The sequence below is a fragment of the Pseudomonas sp. GL_091 genome (assembly GCF_057837725.1).
In genome coordinates this window covers 26,646-50,168 of the sequence record NZ_CM174451.1, presented here as the reverse complement: position 1 = coordinate 50,168, position 23,523 = coordinate 26,646, and the positions used below count along the sequence as shown (strand labels likewise).

The window sequence follows — 23,523 nt, the reverse complement described above, 5'->3', positions numbered from 1 at the left end:
ATGGCGCAACGGGGGCTTTTTTTCACTCAGTGCTGTTCGTCCGGCTTTTTCTTCAGTTTCGGGTTCGGGAAGAACTGAACCGCCTGAACCTTGGTGTCGGCTGGTTTGAGTGCGCTGGTATTAACCCGCGTACCCAACTCTTTGGGCACCGACAGCCCTTGCTCATTGAGTGTGTCGGAGTAACCGCAGGCCACGCACTCTCGGTGCGGGACCTGATCTTCGTTCCACATCATCAATTTGTCCGGCTCGCTGCATGCCGGGCAGACCGCCCCGGCGATAAAGCGTTTTTTCGTAATCACAGGTCCCTCACTCATGCTGCCGCGTCCTCACTCAGGCCGCTGTGGCGCAAGAGTGCGTCAATTGATGGCTCACGACCACGGAAGTCGACGAACAGCACCATCGGCTCCTGGGAGCCGCCACGGGCCAGGATTGCTTCGCGGAACGCACGACCGGTGTCGGCGTTGAGCACGCCTTCTTCTTCGAACTTCGAAAACGCATCGGCGGACAGTACTTCAGCCCATTTGTAGCTGTAGTAACCCGCGGCGTAACCACCAGCGAAGATGTGCGCAAAGCTGTTGGGAAAACGGTTGTAGGCCGGTGGACGCATCACCGAAACCTCGTCGCGCACGCCTTCGAGCACTTGCAGCACGCTGCGGCCGTCGCCGTGGGTGGCATGCAGTTCGAAGTCGAACAGCGAGAACTCCAGTTGGCGGACCATCATCAGGCCGGACTGGAAGTTTTTCGCCGCAAGCATTTTCTGCAGCAGGTCCTGCGGCAGCGGTTCGCCGGATTCATAGTGACCGGAAATCAGCGCCAGGCCTTCCGGCTCCCAGCACCAGTTTTCCATGAACTGGCTCGGCAACTCGACAGCATCCCAGGCCACGCCGTTGATGCCGGACACGCCAGCATGCTCGACGCGGGTCAGCAGGTGATGCAGGCCGTGACCGAACTCGTGGAACAGGGTGGTGACTTCGTCGTGGGTCAGCAGCGCAGGCTTGCCGCTGTCGGCCGGGGTGAAGTTGCACACCAGGTTGGCCACCGGGCTTTGCAATACGCCGCCAGCGGTGCGACGACGGTCGCGGGCGCCATCCATCCAGGCACCGCCACGCTTGTTGGCGCGGGCGTATAGGTCGAAGAAAAAGCGGCCGACGTGCTGGTCGTTTTCCTTGATTTCAAACAGGCGGACATCCGGGTGCCAGGTGTCGAAGCCTTTGAGCTCGGCAATCTCGATGCCATACAGACGCTGGACGATGGCGAACAGGCCGCCGAGCACCTTGTCGATCGGGAAGTAGGCGCGCAGGGCTTCCTGGGCCACGCTGTAACGCTGCTCACGGAGTTTTTCGCCGTAGAACCCGCTGTCCCAGCTTTGCAGATCCGGGCAACCTTGCTCGGCCGCATAGGCCTTGAGCTGTTCCAGGTCCAGGGCGGCGAACGGCTTGCTGCGCTTGGCCAGGTCGCGCAGGAAGCTCAGCACCTGATCGCTGGACTCAGCCATTTTGGTCGCCAGGCTCAGCTCGGAGAAACTGCTGAAACCCAGCAGCTTGGCCAGTTCCTGACGCAGGTCGAGAATTTGTTCCATGACCGGGCCATTGTCGTTCTGGCCGGCATTCGGCCCCTGGTCCGACGCACGGGTGCAGTAGGCCGCGTAGACTTCTTCACGCAGTGCGCGGTCCTGGGCGTAGGTCATCACCGCGTAATAGCTCGGGAATTCCAGGGTGATCATCCAGCCGTCCAGATCCTTGGCCTGAGCCGCGGCGGCCATTTGCGCCTTGGCCGAGTCGGTCAGGCCGGCGAGGGCGGCTTCATCGGTGATGTGCTTGGTCCACGCTTGAGTGGCGTCGAGCAACTGGTTGGAGAAACGGCTGCCCAGTTCGGACAGCTTGCTCTGCACTTCGGCGTAACGCTTCTGTTCGGCTTCCGGCAGGTCGATACCCGACAGACGGAAGTCACGCAGGGAGTGTTCCAGGATGGTTTTCTGCGCCACGTCGAAACCGGCGGACTCCGGGCTGTTGGCCAGGGCTTCGAAGGCCTGGAACAGTTCGCGGTTCTGACCCATTTCGGTGGAATAGGCGCTCAAGGCCGGCAGGCACGACTCGTAGGCTTCACGCAGTTCGGCGCTGTTGCACACGGCATTGAGGTGGCTGACCGGGCTCCAGGCGGCGCCCAGGCGGTCATTGAGTTCGTCCATCGCCAGCACCAGGCCAGCCCATGTTGGCTGTTTGACCTGGGTCTTGAGGATCTCGACGATGGCGGCACGGTTGTCAGCCAGGATCTGTTCAATGGCCGGTTGTACGTGTTCGGCGCGGATGGCGGAGAACGGCGGCAGGTCATAGGACTGCAAAAGAGGGTTGTTCACGCTCACGGTTGATACCTTGGCTGGAGAAACATGCAGCCATCTTAATTACAATCGACGCTCACCGCAGCTATCAGCAACAGAGAGAAATCCTATCGTGAACCTTCGCAAGTATCAGAACCACACGCCGCTGCTGGGTAAAGGCGCTTTTGTCGACGGCTCGGCGGTGGTGATCGGCGACGTTGAAATTGGCGAAGACAGCTCCATCTGGCCGCTGACAGTGATTCGTGGCGACATGCACCGCATCCGCATCGGCGCGCGCACCAGCGTGCAGGATGGCTGCGTGTTGCACATCACCCACGCCGGGCCGTTCAACCCGGAGGGCTATCCGTTGCTGATCGGCGATGACGTGACCATCGCCCACAAGGTCATGCTGCATGGTTGTTCGGTAGGCAGCCGGGTGTTGATCGGCATGGGCAGCATCGTCATGGACGGCGCGGTGGTCGACGATGATGTGATCATCGGTGCCGGCAGCCTGGTGCCGCCGGGCAAGCATCTGCAAAGCGGCTTCCTGTATGTGGGCAGCCCGGTAAAGCAGATCCGCCCGCTGACTGACAAGGAACGCGCGTTTTTCACCTACAGCGCGGCGAACTACGTGAAGCTCAAGGACCTGCATCTGGCCGAAGGCTACGACCAGCTTTGACCCGGCCCCCTTATTCAGGATTCGACATGCATTACCAAACCGTTTTGTTCGACCTTGATGGCACCCTCACCGACCCGCGCGAGGGCATCACCCGTTCGATCCAGTTCGCCCTGGGCAAACTGGGTATCGATGAGCCGGACCTGGCCAAACTCGAACACTTCATCGGCCCGCCGCTGTTGCAGGCGTTCATGCAGTTCTACGACTTCGATGAAGCCAAAGCCTGGGAGGCGGTGAATTTCTACCGCGAGCGCTTCAAGGTTACCGGCCTCTACGAAAACCGCGTATTCGATGGCGTCACCCCGTTGCTGGAAACCCTGAGCGAACAAGGGCGGCAGCTATACATCGCTACTTCGAAGCCGTGGGTGTTCGCCCGGGAAATCGCCCGGCATTTCGACTTTGCCAAACACTTCAAGGTGATTTACGGCAGCGAACTGGATGGCACCCGGACCAACAAGGTCGAGCTGATCGCTCACCTGATGGCCGAAGAAAACCTGGACCCGGCCAACACCTTGATGATCGGCGACCGCAAGCACGACCTGATCGGCGCGCGCAGCAATGGCCTGGACGCGGCGGCAGTGGGTTACGGGTTCGGCAGCCACGAAGAGTTGAACGCCGAAGCGCCGGCGTATCACTTTGAAACGCTGGCTGAATTGCATCAGGCGTTTTTGCAGCGCTGATACGGCTTTACCCCTGTGGGAGCGAGCCTGCTCGCGAAGGCGGCCGCACATCCAAAATCAATGTGTCTGACATACCGCTATCGCGAGCAGGCTCGCTCCTACAAGGAGACTGCGTAAGTCTTCAAGGCCTTGGCGGCGGGGCGAGCTTCTGCCCTTGCTCAACCGCCCAGCTCACCACCTGCGTGGTCAACTGATCGCTCGCCTGACCGAACCCGACCACCGCCGCCGGGACCTGCACATTGCTCAAAGGCTGGCGCACTTCGAAGCGGCGGCTGGCGAGGATGCGCTGGTCGTAACTGCGCACCAGCAATGCATCCAGACGCACGACTGCGCTGGCATTCGTGCCCTGGTATTCAGTCTGGAACGCCTGCAGGCTACCGCCCAATTCAAGATCGGTCTGGAAAATGCTGTCATCGGTGCTCAACAACGGCACACGCCCGTCATGCTGGAAACCTTCCAGCAGGCGATTGCGCACCAGCACCGGCGCCGGGTCGCTCCAGCGTGAACCCTTGTAGTGGCTGATCACATCGCCCTGGGGAATCACGGCAATGTTCGGACTGTTCAACGCTTCGCTGGACTGGAATTTGGTCACGCGCAGCGACCAGCGCTGCGGTGTGCCATGGCTGGCCGATGCACTCTGGGCCGAAGGCAATCGATAGACCTCGAAGGGCTCGGGCTTGGGCAGGATCGAGCACGAACTGATCAGCGTGAAGCCAGCGAGGAGGGCAATCCGAATCAGCTTCATGGCGTGAATTCCTTGGTCTTTTCACTGCCCAGCAGGTAACCGCTGGGGTTGGCTTCCAGGCGTGTGGTAATGGTGCGCAACGAACTCAGGGTTTCGCGCATCTCGCGCACGGCCGGGCCCAGGCCATTGAGGCCTTGCATGCCGCTGTTGAGCGAATCCTGATTGGCGGTGATCAGTTTGTTGAGGGTGGCACTGCTCTCCTGCAGCGACTTCATCGCCTGCTCGGCGCTGCCCAGCGCCTCCTTACCATGATCATTGAGCAGCCCGTTGGCATTGCGCATCAGCGCCGTGGTCTGCTCCAACATGGTGTTGGCCTGCTTGCCCACCGACGCCAGTTGTTGCATGGCTTGGCGAATATCGCCGCGCTGCTCGGCAATGGTCCCGGTGGTTTGCTCCAGGTGCTCCAGGGTGTTGCTGATACGCTCGATGTTTTCCGTGGAAAACATCAGGTTGGCGTTATGCATCAGCGTGCTCACCCCGGCCATCAGGTCTTCGCTGTCATTGAGCAGGCGGGCGATGGGCGAGGGCGAGGCGACGATGGTCGGCAGGTTGCCGTCCTTGCCCTTGAGCGTCGGGCTCTGTGGCGTGCCGCCGCTGAGTTGGATGATCGAAGTCCCGGTGACCCCGGTCAGGGCCAACTTTGCATTGGTGTCTTCCTTGACCGGGGTATCGCCGGCCAGTCGAATTCGCGCCAGCACCCGGCGCGGGTCTTTCGGGTCCAGGCGCAGCGAGATCACGTCGCCGACCTTGATCCCGCTGTACTGCACCGAACTGCCCTTGGACAAACCGCTGACCGCCTCGTTGAACACGACTTCGTAGTCCTTGAACTCGGTATCGACACTGGACTTGGCCAGCCACAGGCCGAACAACAGCGCGGCCGTCACCACAATCACCGTGAACAGGCCGATCAATACATGATGGGCTCGGGTTTCCATGTCAGACCTCGTTGAGCTGTTGGGCGGCCGTCAATGCCGCGCGGCCGCGAGGGCCATGGAAGTATTCGTGAATCCACGCATCGTCGGTTTCCGACACCTTGTCGATGGCGTCCGCTACCAGCACTTTTTTCTGCGCCAGCACCGCCACCCGGTCAGTGATGGTGTAGAGCGTATCGAGGTCGTGGGTCACCAGAAAGACACTCAGGCCCAGGGCATCGCGCAGGGTCAGGATCAATTGGTCGAACGCGGCGGCACCGATCGGGTCGAGACCGGCGGTGGGCTCGTCGAGAAACAGGATGTCCGGGTCCAGTGCCAATGCCCGGGCCAGCGCGGCACGCTTGATCATGCCGCCGGACAGCGAAGAGGGGTACTTCTCTGCCGCCGACAGCGGCAACCCGGCCAAGGCCATTTTCACCGCCGCCAGGTGCTCGGCATCGTTGCGGCTCAAGCCGGCGTGTTCGATCAGCGGCAGGGCGACGTTCTCGGTCACGGTCAGCGAAGAGAACAGCGCGCCTTTCTGGAACAGCACGCCGAATCGCCGCTCCACCAGCGAACGCTCGTGTTCGGACAAGGTCGGCAGGTTTTTCCCGAAGACTTTCACCACGCCTTCGCTGGGCTGGCGCAATCCGACAATGCTGCGCAGCAGCACCGATTTGCCGCTGCCGGAGCCGCCGACCACGGCGAGGATCTCGCCTTTGTACAAGTCCAGGTCGAGGTTCTCGTGCACGCTCTGGCGGCCAAAGCGGTTGCACAGCCCACGGACTTCAATCACCGCCTCGGAGGGCGCTCGGGGGACACGACTCACCATCCCATCTCCATGAAAAACATTGCGGCTATCGCATCCATCACGATCACTACGAAAATCGACTGCACCACGCTCGACGTAGTGTGGGCACCGACGGACTCGGCGCTGCCACTGACCTTGAAGCCTTCAAGACAACCGATGGCAGCGATGAGGAAGGCGAAGACCGGCGCTTTGACGATCCCCACCAGAAAGTGCTGAACGCCGATGTCCGTTTGCAGCAGCGACAGGAACATCGCCGGCGAGATATCCAGCGCCACCGCGCAGACCACGGCACCGCCGATAATCCCCGACAGCATCGCCAGGAAGGTCAGCATCGGCAGGGCGATCAGCAACGCCAGGACCCGCGGCACCACCAGCAACTCCACGGGATCGAGGCCCAAGGTGCGGATAGCGTCGATTTCCTCGTTGGCCTTCATCGAACCGATTTGCGCCGTGAACGCACTGGCGGTGCGCCCGGCCATCAGGATCGCGGTCAGCAACACACCGAATTCGCGCAAAAAGGCAAACCCCACCAGGTCCACGGTGAAGACGGTGGCACCGAAAGTGGCCAGCACCGTCGACCCGAGAAACGCCACCACGGCACCCACCAGAAAAGTCAGCAACGCAACGATGGGGGCGGCGTCGAGACCGGTCTGTTCGATGTGGGCGATCATCGGCGTGACGCGCCAGCGCTTGGGACGGAACAGGCCGCGGACAATGGTTTCGATGATCAGCCCGACGAACCCCAGCAATTGCAGGGTGTCCTGCCAGACGGTGTCCACCGCGCGGCCAATGCGGGTCAGTAACTGAATGGAAACGCTGACTTCCGGTTCTTTGATCGGTACGCAGAAGTCGGTCAACGAGCAGTAGACGGTTTGCAGCAACGCCCGATCAGCGGCGGAGAGTGTGCAATCAGGATGTTCAGCGGAGCGACCGAGGCGCTCGGAGCCGAGCAGTTCGACCAACAGCGAGGCGCCGGCGGTGTCGAGCGCGCCGAGACCATTGAGGTCGATGGGGGTGTTGGCATCGTACTGGCCGTGGAGTTTTTCGCTCAACAGCTTGAGGTCAGCGTAATGGGCAAGCGTCCAGTCGCCCGTCACCCGCAACCGCGCAGGGGTAATCGACGTGTCCAATCGGGCGTTGCCGGCCATCGTGCTGCTGATCATAAGCTCCGTGCTTGTTCAGTGATTACGCAGCTCTACGTAATAGCACGAACCGGATTACTTTTCTTTGATCGCTGTGCTGTCCGTGACTTTGAACCGCAGCACGCCGATGACCTGACCATCTTCGGTCAGGACCCGAACCTGCCATTTGCCGGCCGGGTTGCCCGGGAAGTTCTGCTTGTGGGTCCAGGCTCGGTAACCCTCCTTGCGCCCGCCACGAATATCCAGGGGGATGCGGTCGACCTCTTTACCGTTGAACTGCCAGACGTGATATATCCGTTCGTCCAGGCCACGTGGAGCATTGATTGCGGTGTACGCGTAAAGCCCGCCATTGCGAATCTGCTCGGCGCTGACTTCGTCGAGGCTGGCGCCAGGCGTGCGGTCCTGCATCTGCGTGCTGATGGCCACATCAGTCATCCATAGCGTCGCCGGTGGCACCCAAGAACGCAGTTCCCAACCAACGACACCGATACCCAGGGTGATACTCAAAATCGCCAGCGCACTGCGCAGGGTACGAATCGGGAAGATCGACGCCAGGCTCGGGAACGACAACAGCACCGAGATGCCCAGTGCCCATTTGAAACTTTGCGCGGTGGTCAGGTGCATGATCACCGGCAATGCGGTGAGCAGGGCGGCGAACAGGGTCAGGGTGTGCAGGGCCAGAAACGCCCAGCGCCGCGGCGCCAGCCATTTGTAGTAGAGCGGGTCGATGATCGAAATCAGCGCCGCGACACCCAGCAGCCCGGTGAAAACCAACTGGCCGCTGTTCCACGTCGTGGTGATGAAGAAGAACGGCAGGACAAAGAACAGGCTTTCCTGATGGATCATCTGCGTTGCGTAACGCAGCAACGGTTCCGGAATTTCGCGCTTGAAAATACGCGTGAACAGCTTGGTCAGGCTGTTTTCCAGCATCAGCCAGATCCAGCTGATCAGCATGATGGTGGTGATCCAGCTCGCCAGGCCTTGCTGGCGATCGACCAGAATGAAACTGCCAACCCCGGAGATAAACCCACAGAGCGCAATGACCCCAGGGTAGCGCTTCATCAATTCGAGGATGCGCTGTACGAAAAGGGTCAGGTTTTGCATTCGGCGGTTTCACAGTCGTCGTAGGAAAAAAACCTCGACAGGGTACCGCTGGTGCGGCGCTGTGGCGAGGGGGCTTGTCGGATCGCCACAGGTAATCATTGGCCAGAAGGGATAGTTACTTCATGCGGTGCAAACGCCAGCCCACCAACATCAACACGATCAAGCCCGCCCCACCGACCACCAGCCACATCAACTGGTCATAACTGAACAACGGCTTCTCGATCCGCAAATACCCCGGTTGCAGGAGCAATTCACGCACGGCCTTGTTCGCCTCTTCCAGCGTCACCCCTTGCAGCTCCCGGGCCGGGTTGGCAAAGCGGCCGTCCTCGTAGTCGCCGATGGCGCTCCAGTAGTAGTCGGCCAACGCGCTGTTGCCTTGCACGGCCCAGGCCTGGCGGGCAATCGCGGCCTGTTTGAGGCGGTTGAAGGTGTCGGCATTGAGGCCGTCCTTGAGTAGTCCGGCCTTCAAGTCATCGAGCACGTGTTCGGCATCGGTCACGTCGTCGCGTTCAAGGTCGGCATTGAGGCTCATGAAACCCACGCCGCCGAACACTTCGCGTTCCGCCCACGGGCCGTAGGACAAACCGTGAACAAGGCGCAGCTGGCGATAGAGCGCCCAATCCAGGTAGTCCTTGAGTAAATCGAAGGTTTGGTCGTGCCCGTCGTCCAGCACCGGCTCCGGCACCAGCCAGTGCAATTTGGCGCCGTTGCCGACCAGACCGTGGGTCAGGGTGCGCTCATGGGCGGCGCTGGCCTGGATTTGCGGCAGCGGCGGATGCTCGCCCGGAGTGATCGCTTCCAGCGCGCCATACGCCCGCTCCAGATAAGCCGGCAGCAACTTGTCGAGGTCGCCGACCACGATCAGGGTCATGTTGTTCGGCGCATACCAGTCCTTGCGCACCTGCTCCAGTTGCTCATGGGTCAGGTCATCGACTTGCGCACGCTCCGGGCATTTGAGGCCCAGCTCCACGGCCAGCTGGTTGCTGGCCGTGTGGCCGAGGTCCTGACGATCGAGCCAGCGTTGCAGGTGCGAGTAGTGGCCGCCGTCTTCACGTTCGACCACTTGCTTGGCCGCGTTGATGGCGTTGTCGTCGAAACGGGTCTGGGTCAGCAGTGCCAGCAGCAGGTCGAGCACCTTGCGCTGGTTTTTCGCCGGGGCTTCGATGACGAAAGTCGTATCGGCATTGCTGGTGAACGCGTTCCACTCACCGCCCAGGGCCTGCATGCGTTCTTCCAGGCCGCCTTCGCCGCTGGCGTCGATGCCGCTGAACAGCAGGTGCTCCAGCAGATGCGGCAACTCCTTTTCTTCGCATTTGAAATCGTCCAGGCCAACGCCGACCACCAACCGGATCGCCACATGCCCGCGGTCGGTGCCGGGCTTGAGCAACAACTGCAGACCGTTGCGCAGGGTGTAGCCCTCGACCTGGAAGCGATCCAGGGCGAATGACGGGAATGAACCAAGCAACAGGCAGGCGAACAACAGACAACGCATAACGAGCTTCCGTACGGCAAGCGTAAGTTCAACAGACTTCAGGCAACTGTGGACGTTCAGGGTGAATGTGTGATGTCGCTCAAATCGTCGACCACCAGCGCGCCGGTTTCCGATGTTTCCAGCACCACGTAGGCACTGCTGCAAAACAGCGAGTTCAGACGCTTCATGTCCGCGATCAGCTCCAGGTGCAACGAACTGGTTTCGATACTTTGCACGATTTTACGTTGCAAGCGGCTGACATGAGCATGGGCCAGACGCCGTTCCTGTGCACGGAAACGACGTTTTTCACGCACCAGCTGGCGGGCACTTTCCGGGTCGCCACTGAGAAACACCGACATCCCGAGTCGCAGGTTGGAAATCAACTGAGCATGCAGCCCGGTCAATTCGTCCAGCCCGACTTCGGAAAACGACCGACGCTGCGCGGTTTTCTGCTGCTGAATCTTGCGCAGCATGCGTTCGATCAAGTCGCTGGCGAGTTTCAGGTTGATCGCCAGTTCGATGATTTCCGCCCAGCGCCGGCTGTCCTGATCGCTGAGATCTTCCCGGGGCATTTGCGCCAGATACAACTTGATCGCACTGTAGAGCGCTTCCACATCGTCGGTCAGGCGGCGGATTTCCTGGGTGACGGCGGTCTGTTTGCCGCGCAACACGTCGAGCATGGCTTCGAGCATGTTGTCGATCAGGTCGCCCATACGCAGGGTTTCCCGGGCTGCGTTGGCCAGCGCCAAACCGGGCGTGACCAATGCTGTGGGGTCAAGATGCCGGGGCTTGGCCGTGCCGTTGGCCTGCTGGCGCTCCGGCAGCACCCAGGCACAAAACCTGGCCATCGGTTCGAGGCTGGGCAGCAGGATCAGGCAGCGCACGGTGTTGTAGAGCAGGTGAAAGCCAATGACCATTTCCTGAGGGCTGAAATCCAGGCCATCGAGCCAGTGCACCAGCGGATCGAGCACCGGAATGATCAATAAAAGACCAATCAGTTTGTACAGCAGGCTGCCAAGCGCTACTTGGCGCCCGGCGGCGTTCTGCATGCTGGTGCTGAGGAAGGCGAGTACGCCGCTGCCGATATTGGCGCCGATCACCAGCCCGATGGCCACCGGCAGACTGATCACGTTGGCACCCGCCAGGGTCGCGGTCAGCAGCACAGCAGCCAGGCTGGAATAGGAAATCATCGCGAACAGCGCGCCGACCAGGGCGTCGAGCAGGATGTCGCCGGTGAGCGAGGCGAAAATCACCTTCACCCCTTTGGCGTGGGTAATCGGATGCGCCGCTTCGACAATCAGTTGCAGCGCCAGAATGATCAGCCCCAAGCCAATGGCGACACGACCCATCTGCCCGAGTCGGGTCTGCTTGCGCGACAGAAAGAAAATCACCCCGACAAAAATCAGCAACGGCGACAGCCACGACAGATCGAACGTCAGTACCCGCGCCATCAGCGCCGTACCGACGTCCGCGCCAAGCATGGTGGCCAGCGCCGGGGTCAGCGTCATCAAGCCCTGGCCGACAAAGGAGGTGACGAGCATGGCGGTGGCGTTGCTGCTCTGGACCATCGCTGTCACGGCGATCCCGGAGGCGAAAGCCAGCCAGCGTTTGGACATGTTGTGGCCAATGACATGGCGCAGATTGGTGCCGTAGACCCGCAGGATGCCGGTTCGGACGATGTGCGTGCCCCAGATCAGCAGGGCCACGGCAGAAAGTAAATTGAGCAGGGTGAGCATAATGACCCCCTGTGGTGTAGCGCCCCAAAGGAGCAAGTTGACGGTACCGCGTGACGTTCTACGTTCTGTACTTAAGCTGTAGTTGGCTAACGGTCTTCACGCCAGCATCGCATAGCCAAAGAAGGGATTGAAACAAAACCGTCATGAAACCGTGTTCACGCAGGCATGAAAAAGGGGCCCGAAGGCCCCGATTTTATGTAGGAGCGAGCTTGCTCGCGATGGTCGTTAACGAAAACGCGTGTTTACGAGGTAAACGCGGAGCGCTCGAGTCCATCGCGAGCAAGCTCGCTCCTACAGGGTTACTGGCCCGGAATGTCCTTGCGCAGCTTTACCGGATCCTGCTGTTTCTTCTTTTTCGCGATGGCCGTGCGCATTCTGATGTTGATCGCTTCCACCGCCAGCGAGAACGCCATGGCGAAGTAGACGTAGCCCTTCGGCACGTGCACATCGAAGGATTCGGCAATCAGCACCGTACCGACGATCAACAGGAACGACAGCGCCAGCATCTTCAGCGATGGGTGCTTGTCGATGAACTCACTGATGGTGCCAGATGCCCACATCATCACCAGTACCGCACCGATGATTGCCGCGACCATGACCGGTACGTGGGAGACCATGCCGACTGCGGTGATCACCGAGTCCAGGGAGAACACGATGTCGATGATCGCGATCTGGATGATGGTGTAGAGGAAGTTGCCACCCTTGCCCGAAGGTTCGTCGTTGCTTTCATCTTCACCTTCCAGCGCGTGGTACATCTCTTGCGAGCTTTTCCACAGCAGGAACAGACCACCGAAGAACAGGATCAGGTCGCGTCCGGAAATACCCTGGCCGAATACTACGAACAGGTCCGCCGTCAGGCGCATGACCCAGGTGATCGACAGCAGAAGCAGGATTCGCGTGACCATGGCCAGCGCCAGACCGAAAATCCGGGTGCGCGCCTGCATGTGTTTAGGCATGCGGCTGACCAGGATCGAAATCATGATGATGTTATCGATACCCAGGACAATTTCCAGGGCGGTCAGGGTGAAGAAGGCAACCCAGATTTCAGGGTTGGTCAGCCATTCCATGTGTATTCCTTTGAGCGATTGTTAAACCACAACGGGCCCGGGCTTCAAACAACGAAGCCTGGACCCGAAGTGGTGAGTCTTGGGCTTATAGAGTGCTGAACACCGGGAAAGTCCCCAACAGCAGTGCAGCAATCAGTATGCAGATACAAACCAGCACTGCCCACTTGAGAGTGAAGCGCTGGTGGTCACCGAAATCGATGCCGGCCAGGGCCACCAACAGGTAAGTCGATGGAACCAGCGGGCTCAACAGGTGGACGGGCTGACCGACGATCGAGGCACGTGCCATTTCCACCGCGGTTATACCGTAATGGCTGGCAGCCTCGGCAAGAACCGGTAACACGCCGTAATAAAATGCATCGTTCGACATGAAGAAAGTGAACGGCATGCTGACCAGTGCCGTGATCACCGCCAGGTACGGGCCGAGGAAGTCCGGAATCACCGCCAGCAGGCTTTTCGACATGGCATCGACCATCCCGGTGCCGGTCAGGATACCGGTGAAGATACCGGCCGCAAAGATCAACCCGACTACCGCCAGCACGCTACCGGCGTGAGCCGCGACGCGATCCTTCTGCTGTTGCAGGCAAGGATAGTTGACGATCATGGCGATACTGAACGCCACCATGAACAGCACCGGCAATGGCAGCAGGCCGGTGATCAGGGTGCCCATCAGGGCCAGGGTCAGGGCGCCGTTGAACCAGATCAGGTTCGGACGACGGGCATCCGGGAACTGCGAAACGCTGATTTCGCTGTGGTCGATTTCATCGCCCACCAGGTGCAGTTCACCCAGGCGAGCACGTTCACGCTTGCCGTAGAAGTAGGCAATGACCAGGATCGCCACCACACCGGCCAGCATCGCAGGAATCATCGGTACGAAGATGTCGGACGGGTCCACATGCAACGCACTGGCAGCGCGAGCGGTCGGGCCGCCCCATGGGGTCATGTTCATCACGCCACCGGCGAGGATGATCAGACCGGCCATGATCCGCGGGCTCATGCCGATACGGCTGTAGAGCGGCAGCATGGCGGCCACGCAGATCATATAAGTGGTCGCGCCGTCACCATCGAGGGAAACGACGAGCGCCAGTACGGCGGTGCCGACCGAAACTTTCAACGGGTCGCCCTTGACCAGTTTGAGGATCTTGCGCACGGCCGGGTCGAACAGGCCGGAGTCGATCATCAGGGCGAAGTACAAGATAGCGAACATCAGCATCACGCCGGTTGGCGCAAGCTTGGTGATGCCTTCGAGCATCATCGGGCCGATCTTCGGCGAAAAACCGCCGAACAAGGCAAATATGATCGGAATGATGATCAGGGCGATCAGCGCGGACAGGCGCTTGGTCATGATCAGGAACATGAACGTGATGACCATGGCGAAGCCAAGGAAAGTCAGCATGGGAATACTCCAGGCGTAGCGCGGCTAGGGAATGGGCGGATCGGGCGGGATCAGCGCAGAACGGGAAGCACGAGACGTACGGGCGGAGTTGCAGCGAAGCGGCGGGTAGAAGAGGACATCAGAATCACCATTGTTGTTGTTAAATGGGCCTGGCGAGCAATTGAACGCTCGCATTGGCCACCGGTCTTTTGCCGGTAGTGGCGGCGATCCTAATCGGGGAAGCTTTCAGCCAGCTTTCGAGAATGAAAGCGTTGACCGGAAGTACAACCGGTCGTCGGATTGGGACAATGAGGTGTAAATCGGGTTGAGGCCTTCGCGAGCAGGCTCGCTCCCACAATGGGTCTGAGTCACGCCCGGGCCTTAGGCGACTGAAGATCCACTAATGAAATGGCTACCCCCGCTGCCCCCTGTGATCGCCCACTAAGCTTTCGCAGGGGGCTCATCGGAGATCGTTGCCATGAACAAAGTAGCTATTGCCGCCATCGACTTGGGAAAACACACCTTTCATCTACATGCACAGGATGATCGTGGTCACGAGCTGTACCGAAAAAAATTCAATCGGGTAACGCTCATGCAGCACCTGGCAAATCTCGAGCCCTGCACCATCGTGATGGAAGCCTGTGGCGGCGCCCACTTCATGGCACAGGAGGCCATCAGGCTGGGACATGCGCCCAGGCTCATCGCACCTCATCTCGTACGCCCTTACGTGAAAAGCAACAAAAATGACTTCGCTGATGCCGAGGCGATCTGCGAAGCAGCGACTCGTCCGACGATGCGTTTTGTGCCGGTAAAAACTCAGGCCCAGCAAGTGCTAGCCATGCTGAACTCCACCCGAGACTCGTTCATCAAGGATCGCACCGCAACCGTCAATCGGATTCACGCCGCGCTTCTGGAGGTTGGCGTGAGCCTGGCCCCGGGCTTCAAGTCGATCAACGCTCTACCGGAGCTGCTTGAGGCGAGTTCAATTTCTGAGCCCTACAAAAAAAATCTGATGAGACTGTATCGACATCTCAAGCATGTGGAGGAGGAGATCAAGTCGCTGGATAAGGACGTGGAATGCCAGGCCGCTGAAGATGATCTGGCGACTCGTTTGATGACTCTGCCGTGTGTCGGCCCGATCACCTCCACCGTCCTGGCTGCCGAGCTGGGCGATGGCAAGCAGTTCAAATGCGGCCGAGGCTATGCAGCTTCCATCGGACTGGTCCCCAAGCAGCATTCCACGGGCGGGAGGTCTGTCCTGCTGGGCATCAGTAAGCGCGGTGATCGCAACCAGCGACGCCTGCTCGTCCAGTGCGCTCGTGTTTACTTGATACAACTGGAGCGACAGAAAGGCGCTTTGGCGGACTGGGTCCGCCGGTTATTGGCGTCGGGACATCACTCCAATCTAGTGGTTTGTGCGCTGGCCAACAAACTGGCAAGAATCGCCTGGGCGATAGCGGCACACCACACTGAATTCGATGCGGGGCCAGCCGCGATGAACGCCTGACCCCGCTGTCACCCAAGCACCACCCACCTGGTTTTGCGATGCTGGATAACTGATGACGTGAACGGCCAACCGGCCTGACGACAACCCTGGGCTCTCACACGGCTGAAAGGCCGTTCCACTAATTAGGGTCGTTGGGCATCGATTCTCATCGAGGCGCGGGGCGACAACCCCAACTCAGACGCCGGATAGATGAAAGCAAGCCAAACACGACATCAACAACAGTATTGCAGAAAAGGGGGTAACCATAGATGTGGGAGCGAGCCTGCTCGCGAAGGCGTCAGTCAATCCACGTCAGGAGGAAACAGCATGGTCGAAGTTCACACCGGCGGCTGCCACTGCGGGCAACTGCGCTATCAATTCAGCGGGCCGCTGCACGATATCGCCCACTGTCATTGCTCGATTTGCCGACGGGTCAGCGGCGGCATCGTGACCACCTGGATCACCGTGCCGGCATCTGCCTTTCAATGGCTGGCCGGTACACCGTCGCGGTACGATTCTTCATCCACCTGCGCGCGATATTTCTGCGGCCACTGTGGGGCGCAACTGGCAGTGGTGACGCACCTGAGTCCGGAAAGCATCGACCTGACCATCGCCACCCTCGACCATCCCGAGCAAGCACCGGCCGAGCGGCACATCTGGACCGACAACCGTTTGCCATGGCTGCACCTGGACGAACATTTGCCCGGCGAGGCCGAAGAAACACTCTGATCAAAAAACAGTCAGGTCCAGCGGACGAAAAGCGCCCATCCAGATCGCGTGCTCGGTGTGGTCAAGCAAATCGTCGCCGGTATCCGGGTGCAGAAACACCACCAGACCCTTGCGGTTCAGCGCCAGCCACGGCAGCACGTCGCCCAACACCTGGGGCTCGAACGCCAACTGGCAGCTCCAGTCCGGATGCGGACCGACCGGGCGCTCGTGCACGCGGCCCATTTTCAGTGGAAACAATTGCGCTGCCTGCTCACACAAGGCCCGCGCCTGCCCGATCGTGCTGGCATCGAAATAAACGTGGGCGTGGTAACCCGTGATCTGCTGCATCTGAATCCCTCTGAAAACTGTTCGAACCCTCGCCGGTTCCTGCGGGTCAAACATCATATAGGCGCTGGAAAACAGGAAGCCCAGCCATGAAAAATGCCGAAACCCCCGTCGTGAAAGTGGTGCTTTATGGTGCCATGAGTAGCCTGGGCAGTGCGCTGATGGCTGAAATGCTGCGGCGCCAGCATGAAGTGATCGCAATTCTCGATGACCTCAATGCGCTGGCACCCCGTCCGGGGCTGCGCACCAAGACTGGCGACCTGTTCGACGCGCAACGGGTCAAGGAGAGCGTGGCCGGTAGCTCCGTGGTCATTTGTTTACTGGACGCTCCAGGCTTACCGTTCAACAGCGAACACGTAGAAAAAACCATCGTACCGGGCCCGGTCGAGCAGGTGCTGGCAGTGGATGCACTAATCGATGGCATGCAGGCAGCAAACATCTCCCGATTGTTTCTGGTGGGTGATTTCGACGTGCTGGACGATCCGGAAACCGAGGACAGCTTGCAACGTCACGCCGCCGAGGAAATCCGCGAGGCACTGCAAAGCAGTCCCTTGAAGTGGACGCTGGTTAACGAACCGCGTGGGGTACCGGGGCTGACCATCGAACATTTTGCCCAAATCGGTGGCAACCTCGAGCCGGGGCTGGCCGAACCGCTCGGACGGCTGGCCCGCACCGCCGTGGGCATTGCCGATGAATTGCACTTGAACCTGCACATCCGAGAGCACGTCAACTTCATCGCAACCGACAGCTAAACCGCAATGGACGGCAGCGTCAGGCCGTTGAGCGATTGCGCACTGCTGGCCTGTTCGGCCATCAACCAGTCCACAAACTGCTGGATCAGCGCTCCGCGCCGTTTGCGCTGGGGCAGGACCACGTAGTAACCCAGCCTCGACATCACCGTTTCGCCGATCGGTCGGCACAACAACCCTTGCGCCAACAAGTTATCCACAAGGTGCCGCCAGCCGATGGCTACGCCCTGGCCGCCAATCGCCGCCTGAATCAACAAAGTGTAATTGTCGAAGCGCAACTGCCCGGGCGCCGGGGGCGAAGTGATGCCCAGCTCGCGGAACACACCACTCCAGTCGAACCAGTTACTGCTGTGTTCCCCACGCAGGTGCAGCAACGGAAACTCCAGCAATGCCTGGGCCGGCAAGGGCAGGGGACGTTCGCTCAACAACTGCGGGCTGCACACAGGAAACACTTCCTCGCTGAACAGCCAATGACTTTCACCCTGCTTGAAGCGGCCATCGCCGAACAGCACCGCCACATCGATATCGGTACGTAGCATGTTATGACTGCGTTCACTGGTGACCAGGCTGACATCCACCTGCGGATTGGCCGCGTGAAAGCGGTGCAAACGCGGCATCAACCAATAGGCGGCGAAAGCAAAATCCGTGGCCACCTGCAGCACTTCATGTTGTTGTCGTGCGCTGATTGCGCTTAATCCTGCGTCGATGTTCTGCAATCCGAGCTGAACCTGTTCGAAAAGAATCTGCCCGGCCTCAGTCAGTTCGATTCCACGATAAATGCGGTCGAACAGGCGTGTTGCCAGTTGTTCTTCCAGACGCTTGATCTGCTGGCTGATGGCCGGTTGCGTGGTGCCCAGTTCAACCGCCGCCGCGGTAAAGCTGCGCTGACGGGCCGCTGCTTCAAAGGCGCGAAGCAGATCCAGTGACAGGTCACCAAGGGCGTCATACATAAGCTGTGCTTATCCTAGTCATTGCCGTGCATGGGCTTTACCGCAAGGTGAGAGGGTTTCATTCTCGAAGCCAGCACTCTCGCATAAACATCCACTATGGAATGCCGCGATCACATGAAGCGCAAGAACATTCTTTTCATTATGGCCGATCAAATGGCCGCGCCAATGTTGCCGTTCTACGGCCCATCGCCCATCAAACTGCCTCATCTCAGCCGCCTCGCCGCACAAGGCGTGGTGTTCGATTCCGCTTATTGCAACAGCCCCCTTTGCGCGCCGTCGCGTTTCACCCTGGTCAGCGGCCAGCTACCAAGCAAGATCGGCGCCTACGACAACGCCGCCGATTTCCCCGCCGATGTACCGACCTACGCCCACTACCTGCGCCGCCTCGGCTACCGCACTGCCCTGTCGGGCAAGATGCATTTCTGCGGGCCAGACCAGCTGCATGGCTACGAAGAACGCCTGACCAGTGACATTTACCCGGCCGACTACGGCTGGGCGGTGAACTGGGATGAACCGGACGTGCGCCCGACCTGGTATCACAACATGTCGTCGGTGCTGCAAGCGGGCCCGTGCGTGCGCACCAATCAGCTGGATTTCGACGAAGAGGTGGTGTTCAAGGCCCAGCAGTACCTGTTCGACCATATCCGCGAGGATGGCGGCCAGCCGTTCTGCCTGACCGTTTCCATGACTCACCCACACGATCCGTACACGATTCCCAAGGCCTTCTGGGATTTGTACGACGATGCCGACATTCCGCTGCCTGCAACCCCGGACCCGCATGCCCTCGATCCGCACTCGCAACGTCTGCTCAAGGTCTACGACCTGTGGGACAAGCCGCTGCCTGTGGATAAGATCCGCGATGCCCGCCGTGCCTATTTCGGCGCGTGCAGCTATATCGACAGCAACGTCGGCAAACTCCTGCAAACCCTCGAGGATACCGGGTTGATCGATGACACCATCATCGTGTTTTCCGGTGACCACGGCGACATGCTCGGCGAGCGCGGGCTCTGGTACAAAATGCACTGGTACGAAATGGCCGCACGGGTGCCGCTGCTGATCAGCGCACCGGGGCAATTCGGCGCCGGCCGGGTCAGCGCCAGTGTTTCCACGGCGGACCTGTTGCCGACCTTCGTCGAACTGGCCGGCGGCGCACTGGAACCGGGCTTGCCGCTGGACGGCCGCTCGCTGGTCCCACACCTGCAAGGGCAGGACGGTCACGACGAGGTGTTCGGCGAATACATGGCTGAAGGCACCATCAGCCCGTTGATGATGATCCGCCGCGGGGCCTACAAATTCATCTACAGCGAAGACGACCCTTGCCTACTCTTCGACGTACACAATGACCCTCACGAACTGGAAGAACTCAGCAATTCGCCGCAACATCGCCAACTGTTCGACGATTTTCTCGCCGAAGCGCGGGCCAAATGGAACATTCCGGCGATTCACCAGCAGGTGCTCGCCAGCCAACGTCGCCGGCGGTTCGTGGCCGAGGCGCTGACCCTCGGCAAGCTGAAGAGCTGGGATCACCAGCCGCTGGTGGACGCCAGCCAGCAGTACATGCGCAACCACATCGACCTCGACGATCTGGAGCGTAAAGCACGTTACCCACAACCCTGCCAAAACCAATAATGTTAAGGGGAAGTCCATGCAAAGGTTATCCACAGTACTGACGGTCGGGCTCCTGGCTCTGGGCAGTGCATCGGCGTTTGCCGATCAGAGTTGCGAGACGGTGAAAATGGCCGACCCGGGCTGGAGCGACATCGCCGCGACCAATGCCATCACCGGGTTTCTGCTGGACGGCATGGGCTACAAGGCCAAGGTCGACACTCTTGCGGTGCCGATTACCTTTGGCGGGCTCAAGGATGGCCAGGTCGATGTGTTCCTGGGTAACTGGATGCCGGCGCAGCAGGGCTTCTACGACAAGTTCGTCGCCAACGGCGATGTCACGCAATTGGCGAAGAACCTCGACGGCACCGAATTCACCCTCGCCGTTCCGGACTACGTGTGGGAGGCGGGTGTGCATAACTTTGCCGACCTGAACAAATACGCCGACAAGTTCGACCGCAAGATCTACGGCATCGGCTCCGGCGCGCCGGCAAACATCTCGCTGCAAGAGATCATCAAGAAAAACGATTTCGACATGGGCCAGTGGAAACTGGTCGAGTCCAGCGAGCAGGCAATGCTGGCGGAAGTGTCCCGCGCGGTGAAAAAACAGAAATTCGTGACCTTCCTCGGCTGGACCCCGCACCCGATGAACGTGCAGCTGAAAATGCACTATCTGAAGGGTGGCGAGAAATACTTCGGTGACACCGGCAGCGTGCATACACTGACCCGCAAAGGTTATGCACAGGCCTGCCCGAACGTCGGCAAACTGCTGACCAACCTGAGCTTCACCCAGGACATGGAGAACAGCATCATGGCCGAGGTGGTGAACAAGAAAGTCAGCAATGCCGACGCGGCCAAGGCGTGGATCAAGGCCAATCCGGCGGTGCTGGATAAATGGCTCGATGGGGTGAAGACGGTGGATGGCAAGGATGCGTTGCCGGCGGTCAAAGCGAAACTGTAAGGTTCGAGAACGCCATCGCGAGCAGGCTCGCTCCCACAGGTCCGCGCACTCCCTGTGGGAGCGAGCCTGCTCGCGAATCGATTTATGCCCTTGCGCCATTACATCTGACACACCACCCTGACGCATTTACAGTCATTCACCGAGAGACCCCATGGCCCTGCCAAGCCGCCATTCACTCTTCCCCTTCCTCACCTGGCTACCCCGGCAAACCCGCGCCAGTGTCGGTCGCGACCTGATCGTTGGCCTCAGCGGCGCGATTCTCGCGTTGCCGCAATCCATTGCCTACGCACTGATTGCCGGCCTGCCGCCTGAATACGGCCTGTACGCTGCAATCATCCCGGTGTTGATCGCTTGCCTGTGGGGCTCGTCCTGGCATTTGATCTGCGGTCCTACGGCGGCCATCTCCATTGTCTTGTACGCCAGCGTCAGTCCTCTGGCCGTTCCTGCGTCGCAGGACTACGTCATGTTGATCCTGTTGCTGACGTTTCTTGCCGGCCTGTTTCAGTGGCTGCTGGGATTGCTGCGGTTCGGCGCACTGGTGAATTTCGTCTCGCACTCGGTGGTGCTGGGTTTTACCCTGGGCGCGGCCGTGGTGATTGCCATCGGTCAATTGCCTAACTTGCTGGGGCTGGACTTGCCCAGCCAGGCCACCGCGCTGGACAGTTTCATCACGTTGTTGCGCCATCTCGGCGAAATGGACAAACCTTCGCTGGTACTGGGACTGGCGACGGTGGTGGTGGGCGTGATCCTCAAGCTGTGGTTGCCACGCTGGCCGACGCTGTTGATCACTTTGGTGCTGGGTGCATTGCTGGTTTGGCTTTGGCCATCAATGTTCGGGCATGTGCAACTGGTCAGCGCCTTTACCGGCAAACTGCCGCCCTTCAATCCGTTGCCGCTGGACCTCGATCTGATCCTGCGCCTGCTACCCAGCGCGGTAGCGGTAGGAATGCTCGGGCTGGTCACCAGCCTGTCGATTGCCCGCTCGATTTCTGCACGCTCGCAGCAATTACTCGACGCGAATCAGGAAGTTCGTGCCCAAGGCCTGTCGAATATCGTCGGTGCGTTTTTTTCCGGCTCGCTGTCGGCCGGCTCCTTCACTCGCTCAGCCCTGAGCTATGAAGCAGGGGCCTGTTCGCCACTGGCCGGGGTTTTTTCGGCATTGTGGGTGGCGCTGTTTGCGATCTTCGGCGCGAGCCTGATCGCACACATCCCGATTCCGGCCATGGCCGGCAGCATTCTGTTGATCGCCTGGGGGCTGGTGGACCATCGCGGCATTCGCGCGTTGTTGCGTGTCAGCCGCGCCGAATTCGTGGTCATGGCCCTGACCTGCGTCGCCACGCTGCTGCTGGAATTGCAAACGGCGATCTACGCCGGCGTGCTGGCCTCGCTTTTTTTCTACCTCAAGCGCACATCGCAACCACGGGTGCAGCATGTGCGAGATGGCGAGGAAGACATTCTGCGGGTGGGCGGCTCGATCTTTTTCGGCGCCAGCCATTACCTGCAAGTGCGCCTGCAACGCATGCACGGCGCGCGGGTGGTGATCGAGGCGCAGCAGATCAACTTCATCGACTATTCAGGGGTGGAAATGCTGCACCAGGAAGCGCGGCGCCTGCTTCGCCAGGACCGCAGCCTCACCTTGCGCCGGGCCCGGCCGCAGGTGGTGGAAGAACTGAGGAAGCTGGAAGGGGCGCAGAAGTGCCCGATCCGGTTTGAAGATTGAAACACCGCACTCTGTAGGAGCGAGCTTGTCTCCGGGCGGCGTTCCGACGAAGGTCGTGAACGATTACGCGCAAAACCAGATGCCCAACAGCGCCCTCAGGTTTTTCGCGAGCAAGCTCGCTCCTACAGTAGGTTACAAGGCCAGCTGCCGACGCAATTCAGCCAGCACCGGCACCGTATCCGGTCGCACACCGCGCCACAGGAAGAACGCTTCCGCCGCTTGCTCGGCCAGCATCCCCAAGCCATCCATCGCCACCGCCGCCCCGTGTTCGCTGGCCCAGCGGCAGAACGAAGTCGGTTCCTTGCTGTACATCATGTCGTAGCACACCGTTTTGCCCGGTTCGATCAGGCTGGACGCAATCGGCGGCACATCGCCGGTCAGGCTCGCCGACGTCGCGTTGATGATCAGGTCCACCGACTCCAGCAACCAGTCATAGCCGCTGGCCGAGACCGGCCCCAGATCGCAGAACAGTTCCGCCAGCAATTCGGCCTTTTCCACCGTGCGGTTGGCGATGATCACCGATGCAGGTTGCTCGGCCAGCAACGGCTCCAAAGCACCGCGCACCGCGCCGCCGGCACCGAGCAGCAGGATGCGTTTGCCCTTGAGACTGAACCCGGCATTGACCGTCAGGTCGCGCACCAGCCCGGCGCCGTCGGTGTTGTCGCCCAGCAGACTGCCATCGGCCAGTTTGCTCAAGGTATTGACCGCGCCCGCCCGTTGCGCCCGCGCCGTCAGGCTGTTCGCCAATCGATAGGCTTCTTCCTTGAACGGCACTGTCACATTGGCGCCGCGTCCTTCGAGGAAAAACGTCCGGGCACAGGTGGAAAAGTCGTCGAGTGGCGCCAGCAGCGTGTTGTAGTCCAGCGTCTGCGCGGTCTGCTCGGCGAACAGGCGATGGATCAACGGCGACTTGCTGTGGCCAATCGGGTTACCGAATACGACATAACGGTCCATCAGGATTCCTCGT

At 60.2% G+C, this 23,523-nt stretch carries 22 protein-coding genes; 8 read left to right on the top strand and 14 right to left on the bottom strand.

Annotation, left to right across the window (positions count from 1 at the left end; genetic code table 11):
- Positions 1–26 precede the first annotated feature (26 nt).
- Together AC3ITY_RS00230 and prlC are read right to left on the bottom strand one after the other, a co-directional pair.
- Positions 27–314 carry a YheV family putative zinc ribbon protein gene (locus AC3ITY_RS00230; RefSeq protein ID WP_008018424.1) on the bottom strand — a complete coding sequence of 96 codons (288 nt, stop codon included), beginning with the start codon at positions 312–314 and terminating at the stop codon, positions 27–29.
- A complete protein-coding gene (prlC, locus tag AC3ITY_RS00225) occupies positions 311–2,362 on the bottom strand; it encodes an oligopeptidase A (RefSeq protein WP_489307006.1) in 2,052 nt (683 codons plus the stop codon). Before prlC ends, AC3ITY_RS00230 begins: the two co-directional genes overlap by 4 nt.
- 88 nt (positions 2,363–2,450) lie before the next feature.
- Here prlC and AC3ITY_RS00220 point away from each other — a divergent pair, with 88 nt between their 5' ends.
- A complete protein-coding gene (locus tag AC3ITY_RS00220; RefSeq protein ID WP_489307005.1) occupies positions 2,451–2,996 on the top strand; it encodes a gamma carbonic anhydrase family protein in 546 nt (181 codons plus the stop codon).
- Between the two features lie 26 nt (positions 2,997–3,022).
- Positions 3,023–3,673: an HAD family hydrolase gene (locus tag AC3ITY_RS00215; RefSeq protein ID WP_489307004.1), complete on the top strand. Its 651-nt coding sequence runs from the start codon at positions 3,023–3,025 to the stop codon at positions 3,671–3,673.
- Positions 3,674–3,794: 121 nt separating this feature from the next.
- Here the strand turns inward: AC3ITY_RS00215 and AC3ITY_RS00210 are convergent, their stop codons facing one another.
- From AC3ITY_RS00210 to AC3ITY_RS00170, 9 genes are all read right to left on the bottom strand, one after another.
- On the bottom strand, positions 3,795–4,418 hold the full coding sequence (locus AC3ITY_RS00210) for an ABC-type transport auxiliary lipoprotein family protein (RefSeq protein ID WP_489307002.1): 624 nt from the start codon (positions 4,416–4,418) through the stop codon (positions 3,795–3,797).
- Complete coding sequence (locus tag AC3ITY_RS00205; RefSeq protein WP_489307001.1) at positions 4,415–5,353, bottom strand: MlaD family protein; 939 nt, start codon at positions 5,351–5,353, stop codon at positions 4,415–4,417. Before AC3ITY_RS00205 ends, AC3ITY_RS00210 begins: the two co-directional genes overlap by 4 nt.
- 1 nt (position 5,354) lies before the next feature.
- Positions 5,355–6,161: an ABC transporter ATP-binding protein gene (locus AC3ITY_RS00200; protein ID WP_489307000.1), complete on the bottom strand. Its 807-nt coding sequence runs from the start codon at positions 6,159–6,161 to the stop codon at positions 5,355–5,357.
- Positions 6,155–7,303, bottom strand: a complete 1,149-nt coding sequence (locus AC3ITY_RS00195; RefSeq protein WP_489306998.1) for an ABC transporter permease — start codon at positions 7,301–7,303, stop codon at positions 6,155–6,157. The genes AC3ITY_RS00200 and AC3ITY_RS00195 overlap by 7 nt, the downstream gene beginning before the upstream one ends.
- A gap of 54 nt (positions 7,304–7,357) precedes the next feature.
- Positions 7,358–8,386, bottom strand: a complete 1,029-nt coding sequence (locus AC3ITY_RS00190; RefSeq protein ID WP_223455115.1) for a DUF5924 family protein — start codon at positions 8,384–8,386, stop codon at positions 7,358–7,360.
- Positions 8,387–8,501: 115 nt separating this feature from the next.
- Positions 8,502–9,878 (bottom strand): M16 family metallopeptidase, encoded by a 1,377-nt coding sequence (locus AC3ITY_RS00185; RefSeq protein WP_489306997.1) that lies wholly within the window; start codon positions 9,876–9,878, stop codon positions 8,502–8,504.
- Between the two features lie 56 nt (positions 9,879–9,934).
- Positions 9,935–11,593, bottom strand: a complete 1,659-nt coding sequence (locus tag AC3ITY_RS00180) for a Na/Pi cotransporter family protein (RefSeq protein WP_489306995.1) — start codon at positions 11,591–11,593, stop codon at positions 9,935–9,937.
- 299 nt (positions 11,594–11,892) lie between these two features.
- Positions 11,893–12,660, bottom strand: coding sequence for a TerC family protein (locus tag AC3ITY_RS00175; RefSeq protein ID WP_489306994.1), 768 nt, complete (start codon positions 12,658–12,660; stop codon positions 11,893–11,895).
- Positions 12,661–12,745: 85 nt separating this feature from the next.
- Entirely contained in the window at positions 12,746–14,053 is a 1,308-nt protein-coding gene (locus tag AC3ITY_RS00170; protein ID WP_095943008.1) for a CitMHS family transporter, read from the bottom strand.
- Between the two features lie 457 nt (positions 14,054–14,510).
- On the opposite strand from AC3ITY_RS00170, the gene AC3ITY_RS00165 reads away from it, so the two are divergent.
- Together AC3ITY_RS00165 and AC3ITY_RS00160 are read left to right on the top strand one after the other, a co-directional pair.
- Positions 14,511–15,539 carry an IS110 family RNA-guided transposase gene (locus AC3ITY_RS00165; protein ID WP_223460745.1) on the top strand — a complete coding sequence of 343 codons (1,029 nt, stop codon included), beginning with the start codon at positions 14,511–14,513 and terminating at the stop codon, positions 15,537–15,539.
- 306 nt (positions 15,540–15,845) lie between these two features.
- Positions 15,846–16,247 carry a GFA family protein gene (locus tag AC3ITY_RS00160; RefSeq protein ID WP_489306993.1) on the top strand — a complete coding sequence of 134 codons (402 nt, stop codon included), beginning with the start codon at positions 15,846–15,848 and terminating at the stop codon, positions 16,245–16,247.
- On the opposite strand, the gene AC3ITY_RS00155 is transcribed toward AC3ITY_RS00160, so the two are convergent.
- The gene (locus tag AC3ITY_RS00155) at positions 16,248–16,574 is read right to left on the bottom strand and encodes a DOPA 4,5-dioxygenase family protein (RefSeq protein WP_489306992.1); all 327 of its coding nucleotides are present in this window, start codon (positions 16,572–16,574) and stop codon (positions 16,248–16,250) included.
- 86 nt (positions 16,575–16,660) lie between these two features.
- On the opposite strand from AC3ITY_RS00155, the gene AC3ITY_RS00150 reads away from it, so the two are divergent.
- Positions 16,661–17,323 (top strand): NAD(P)-dependent oxidoreductase, encoded by a 663-nt coding sequence (locus AC3ITY_RS00150; RefSeq protein ID WP_489306991.1) that lies wholly within the window; start codon positions 16,661–16,663, stop codon positions 17,321–17,323.
- On the opposite strand, the gene AC3ITY_RS00145 is transcribed toward AC3ITY_RS00150, so the two are convergent.
- Positions 17,320–18,270 carry a choline sulfate utilization transcriptional regulator gene (locus tag AC3ITY_RS00145; protein WP_489306990.1) on the bottom strand — a complete coding sequence of 317 codons (951 nt, stop codon included), beginning with the start codon at positions 18,268–18,270 and terminating at the stop codon, positions 17,320–17,322. The genes AC3ITY_RS00150 and AC3ITY_RS00145 overlap by 4 nt on opposite strands.
- Positions 18,271–18,384: 114 nt before the next feature.
- Between AC3ITY_RS00145 and betC the strand changes: the two genes are divergently transcribed.
- The 3 genes from betC (at position 18,385) to AC3ITY_RS00130 (ending at position 22,556) form a co-directional block, all read left to right on the top strand.
- A complete protein-coding gene (gene betC, locus AC3ITY_RS00140) occupies positions 18,385–19,899 on the top strand; it encodes a choline-sulfatase (RefSeq protein WP_489306988.1) in 1,515 nt (504 codons plus the stop codon).
- A gap of 16 nt (positions 19,900–19,915) precedes the next feature.
- Positions 19,916–20,836 (top strand): choline ABC transporter substrate-binding protein, encoded by a 921-nt coding sequence (gene choX / locus AC3ITY_RS00135; protein ID WP_489306987.1) that lies wholly within the window; start codon positions 19,916–19,918, stop codon positions 20,834–20,836.
- Positions 20,837–20,987: 151 nt separating this feature from the next.
- Positions 20,988–22,556 (top strand): SulP family inorganic anion transporter, encoded by a 1,569-nt coding sequence (locus AC3ITY_RS00130; RefSeq protein WP_489306986.1) that lies wholly within the window; start codon positions 20,988–20,990, stop codon positions 22,554–22,556.
- 132 nt (positions 22,557–22,688) lie between these two features.
- Here the strand turns inward: AC3ITY_RS00130 and aroE are convergent, their stop codons facing one another.
- A complete protein-coding gene (aroE, locus tag AC3ITY_RS00125; RefSeq protein WP_489306984.1) occupies positions 22,689–23,510 on the bottom strand; it encodes a shikimate dehydrogenase in 822 nt (273 codons plus the stop codon).
- Positions 23,511–23,523 lie beyond the last annotated feature (13 nt).

Excerpts from the sequence above, each read along its gene's own strand:
- AC3ITY_RS00230 (WP_008018424.1), bottom strand. The coding sequence starts at position 314 with ATGAGTGAGGGACCTGTGATTACGAAAAAACGCTTTATCGCCGGGGCG.
- AC3ITY_RS00215 (WP_489307004.1), top strand. The coding sequence starts at position 3,023 with ATGCATTACCAAACCGTTTTGTTCGACCTTGATGGCACCCTCACCGAC.
- AC3ITY_RS00210 (WP_489307002.1), bottom strand. The coding sequence starts at position 4,418 with ATGAAGCTGATTCGGATTGCCCTCCTCGCTGGCTTCACGCTGATCAGT.
- AC3ITY_RS00205 (WP_489307001.1), bottom strand. The coding sequence starts at position 5,353 with ATGGAAACCCGAGCCCATCATGTATTGATCGGCCTGTTCACGGTGATT.
- AC3ITY_RS00200 (WP_489307000.1), bottom strand. The coding sequence starts at position 6,161 with ATGGTGAGTCGTGTCCCCCGAGCGCCCTCCGAGGCGGTGATTGAAGTC.
- AC3ITY_RS00195 (WP_489306998.1), bottom strand. The coding sequence starts at position 7,303 with ATGATCAGCAGCACGATGGCCGGCAACGCCCGATTGGACACGTCGATT.
- AC3ITY_RS00190 (WP_223455115.1), bottom strand. The coding sequence starts at position 8,386 with ATGCAAAACCTGACCCTTTTCGTACAGCGCATCCTCGAATTGATGAAG.
- AC3ITY_RS00185 (WP_489306997.1), bottom strand. The coding sequence starts at position 9,878 with ATGCGTTGTCTGTTGTTCGCCTGCCTGTTGCTTGGTTCATTCCCGTCA.
- AC3ITY_RS00180 (WP_489306995.1), bottom strand. The coding sequence starts at position 11,593 with ATGCTCACCCTGCTCAATTTACTTTCTGCCGTGGCCCTGCTGATCTGG.
- AC3ITY_RS00175 (WP_489306994.1), bottom strand. The coding sequence starts at position 12,660 with ATGGAATGGCTGACCAACCCTGAAATCTGGGTTGCCTTCTTCACCCTG.
- AC3ITY_RS00170 (WP_095943008.1), bottom strand. The coding sequence starts at position 14,053 with ATGCTGACTTTCCTTGGCTTCGCCATGGTCATCACGTTCATGTTCCTG.
- AC3ITY_RS00165 (WP_223460745.1), top strand. The coding sequence starts at position 14,511 with ATGAACAAAGTAGCTATTGCCGCCATCGACTTGGGAAAACACACCTTT.
- AC3ITY_RS00160 (WP_489306993.1), top strand. The coding sequence starts at position 15,846 with ATGGTCGAAGTTCACACCGGCGGCTGCCACTGCGGGCAACTGCGCTAT.
- AC3ITY_RS00155 (WP_489306992.1), bottom strand. The coding sequence starts at position 16,574 with ATGCAGCAGATCACGGGTTACCACGCCCACGTTTATTTCGATGCCAGC.
- AC3ITY_RS00150 (WP_489306991.1), top strand. The coding sequence starts at position 16,661 with ATGAAAAATGCCGAAACCCCCGTCGTGAAAGTGGTGCTTTATGGTGCC.
- AC3ITY_RS00145 (WP_489306990.1), bottom strand. The coding sequence starts at position 18,270 with ATGTATGACGCCCTTGGTGACCTGTCACTGGATCTGCTTCGCGCCTTT.
- betC (WP_489306988.1), top strand. The coding sequence starts at position 18,385 with ATGAAGCGCAAGAACATTCTTTTCATTATGGCCGATCAAATGGCCGCG.
- choX (WP_489306987.1), top strand. The coding sequence starts at position 19,916 with ATGCAAAGGTTATCCACAGTACTGACGGTCGGGCTCCTGGCTCTGGGC.
- AC3ITY_RS00130 (WP_489306986.1), top strand. The coding sequence starts at position 20,988 with ATGGCCCTGCCAAGCCGCCATTCACTCTTCCCCTTCCTCACCTGGCTA.
- aroE (WP_489306984.1), bottom strand. The coding sequence starts at position 23,510 with ATGGACCGTTATGTCGTATTCGGTAACCCGATTGGCCACAGCAAGTCG.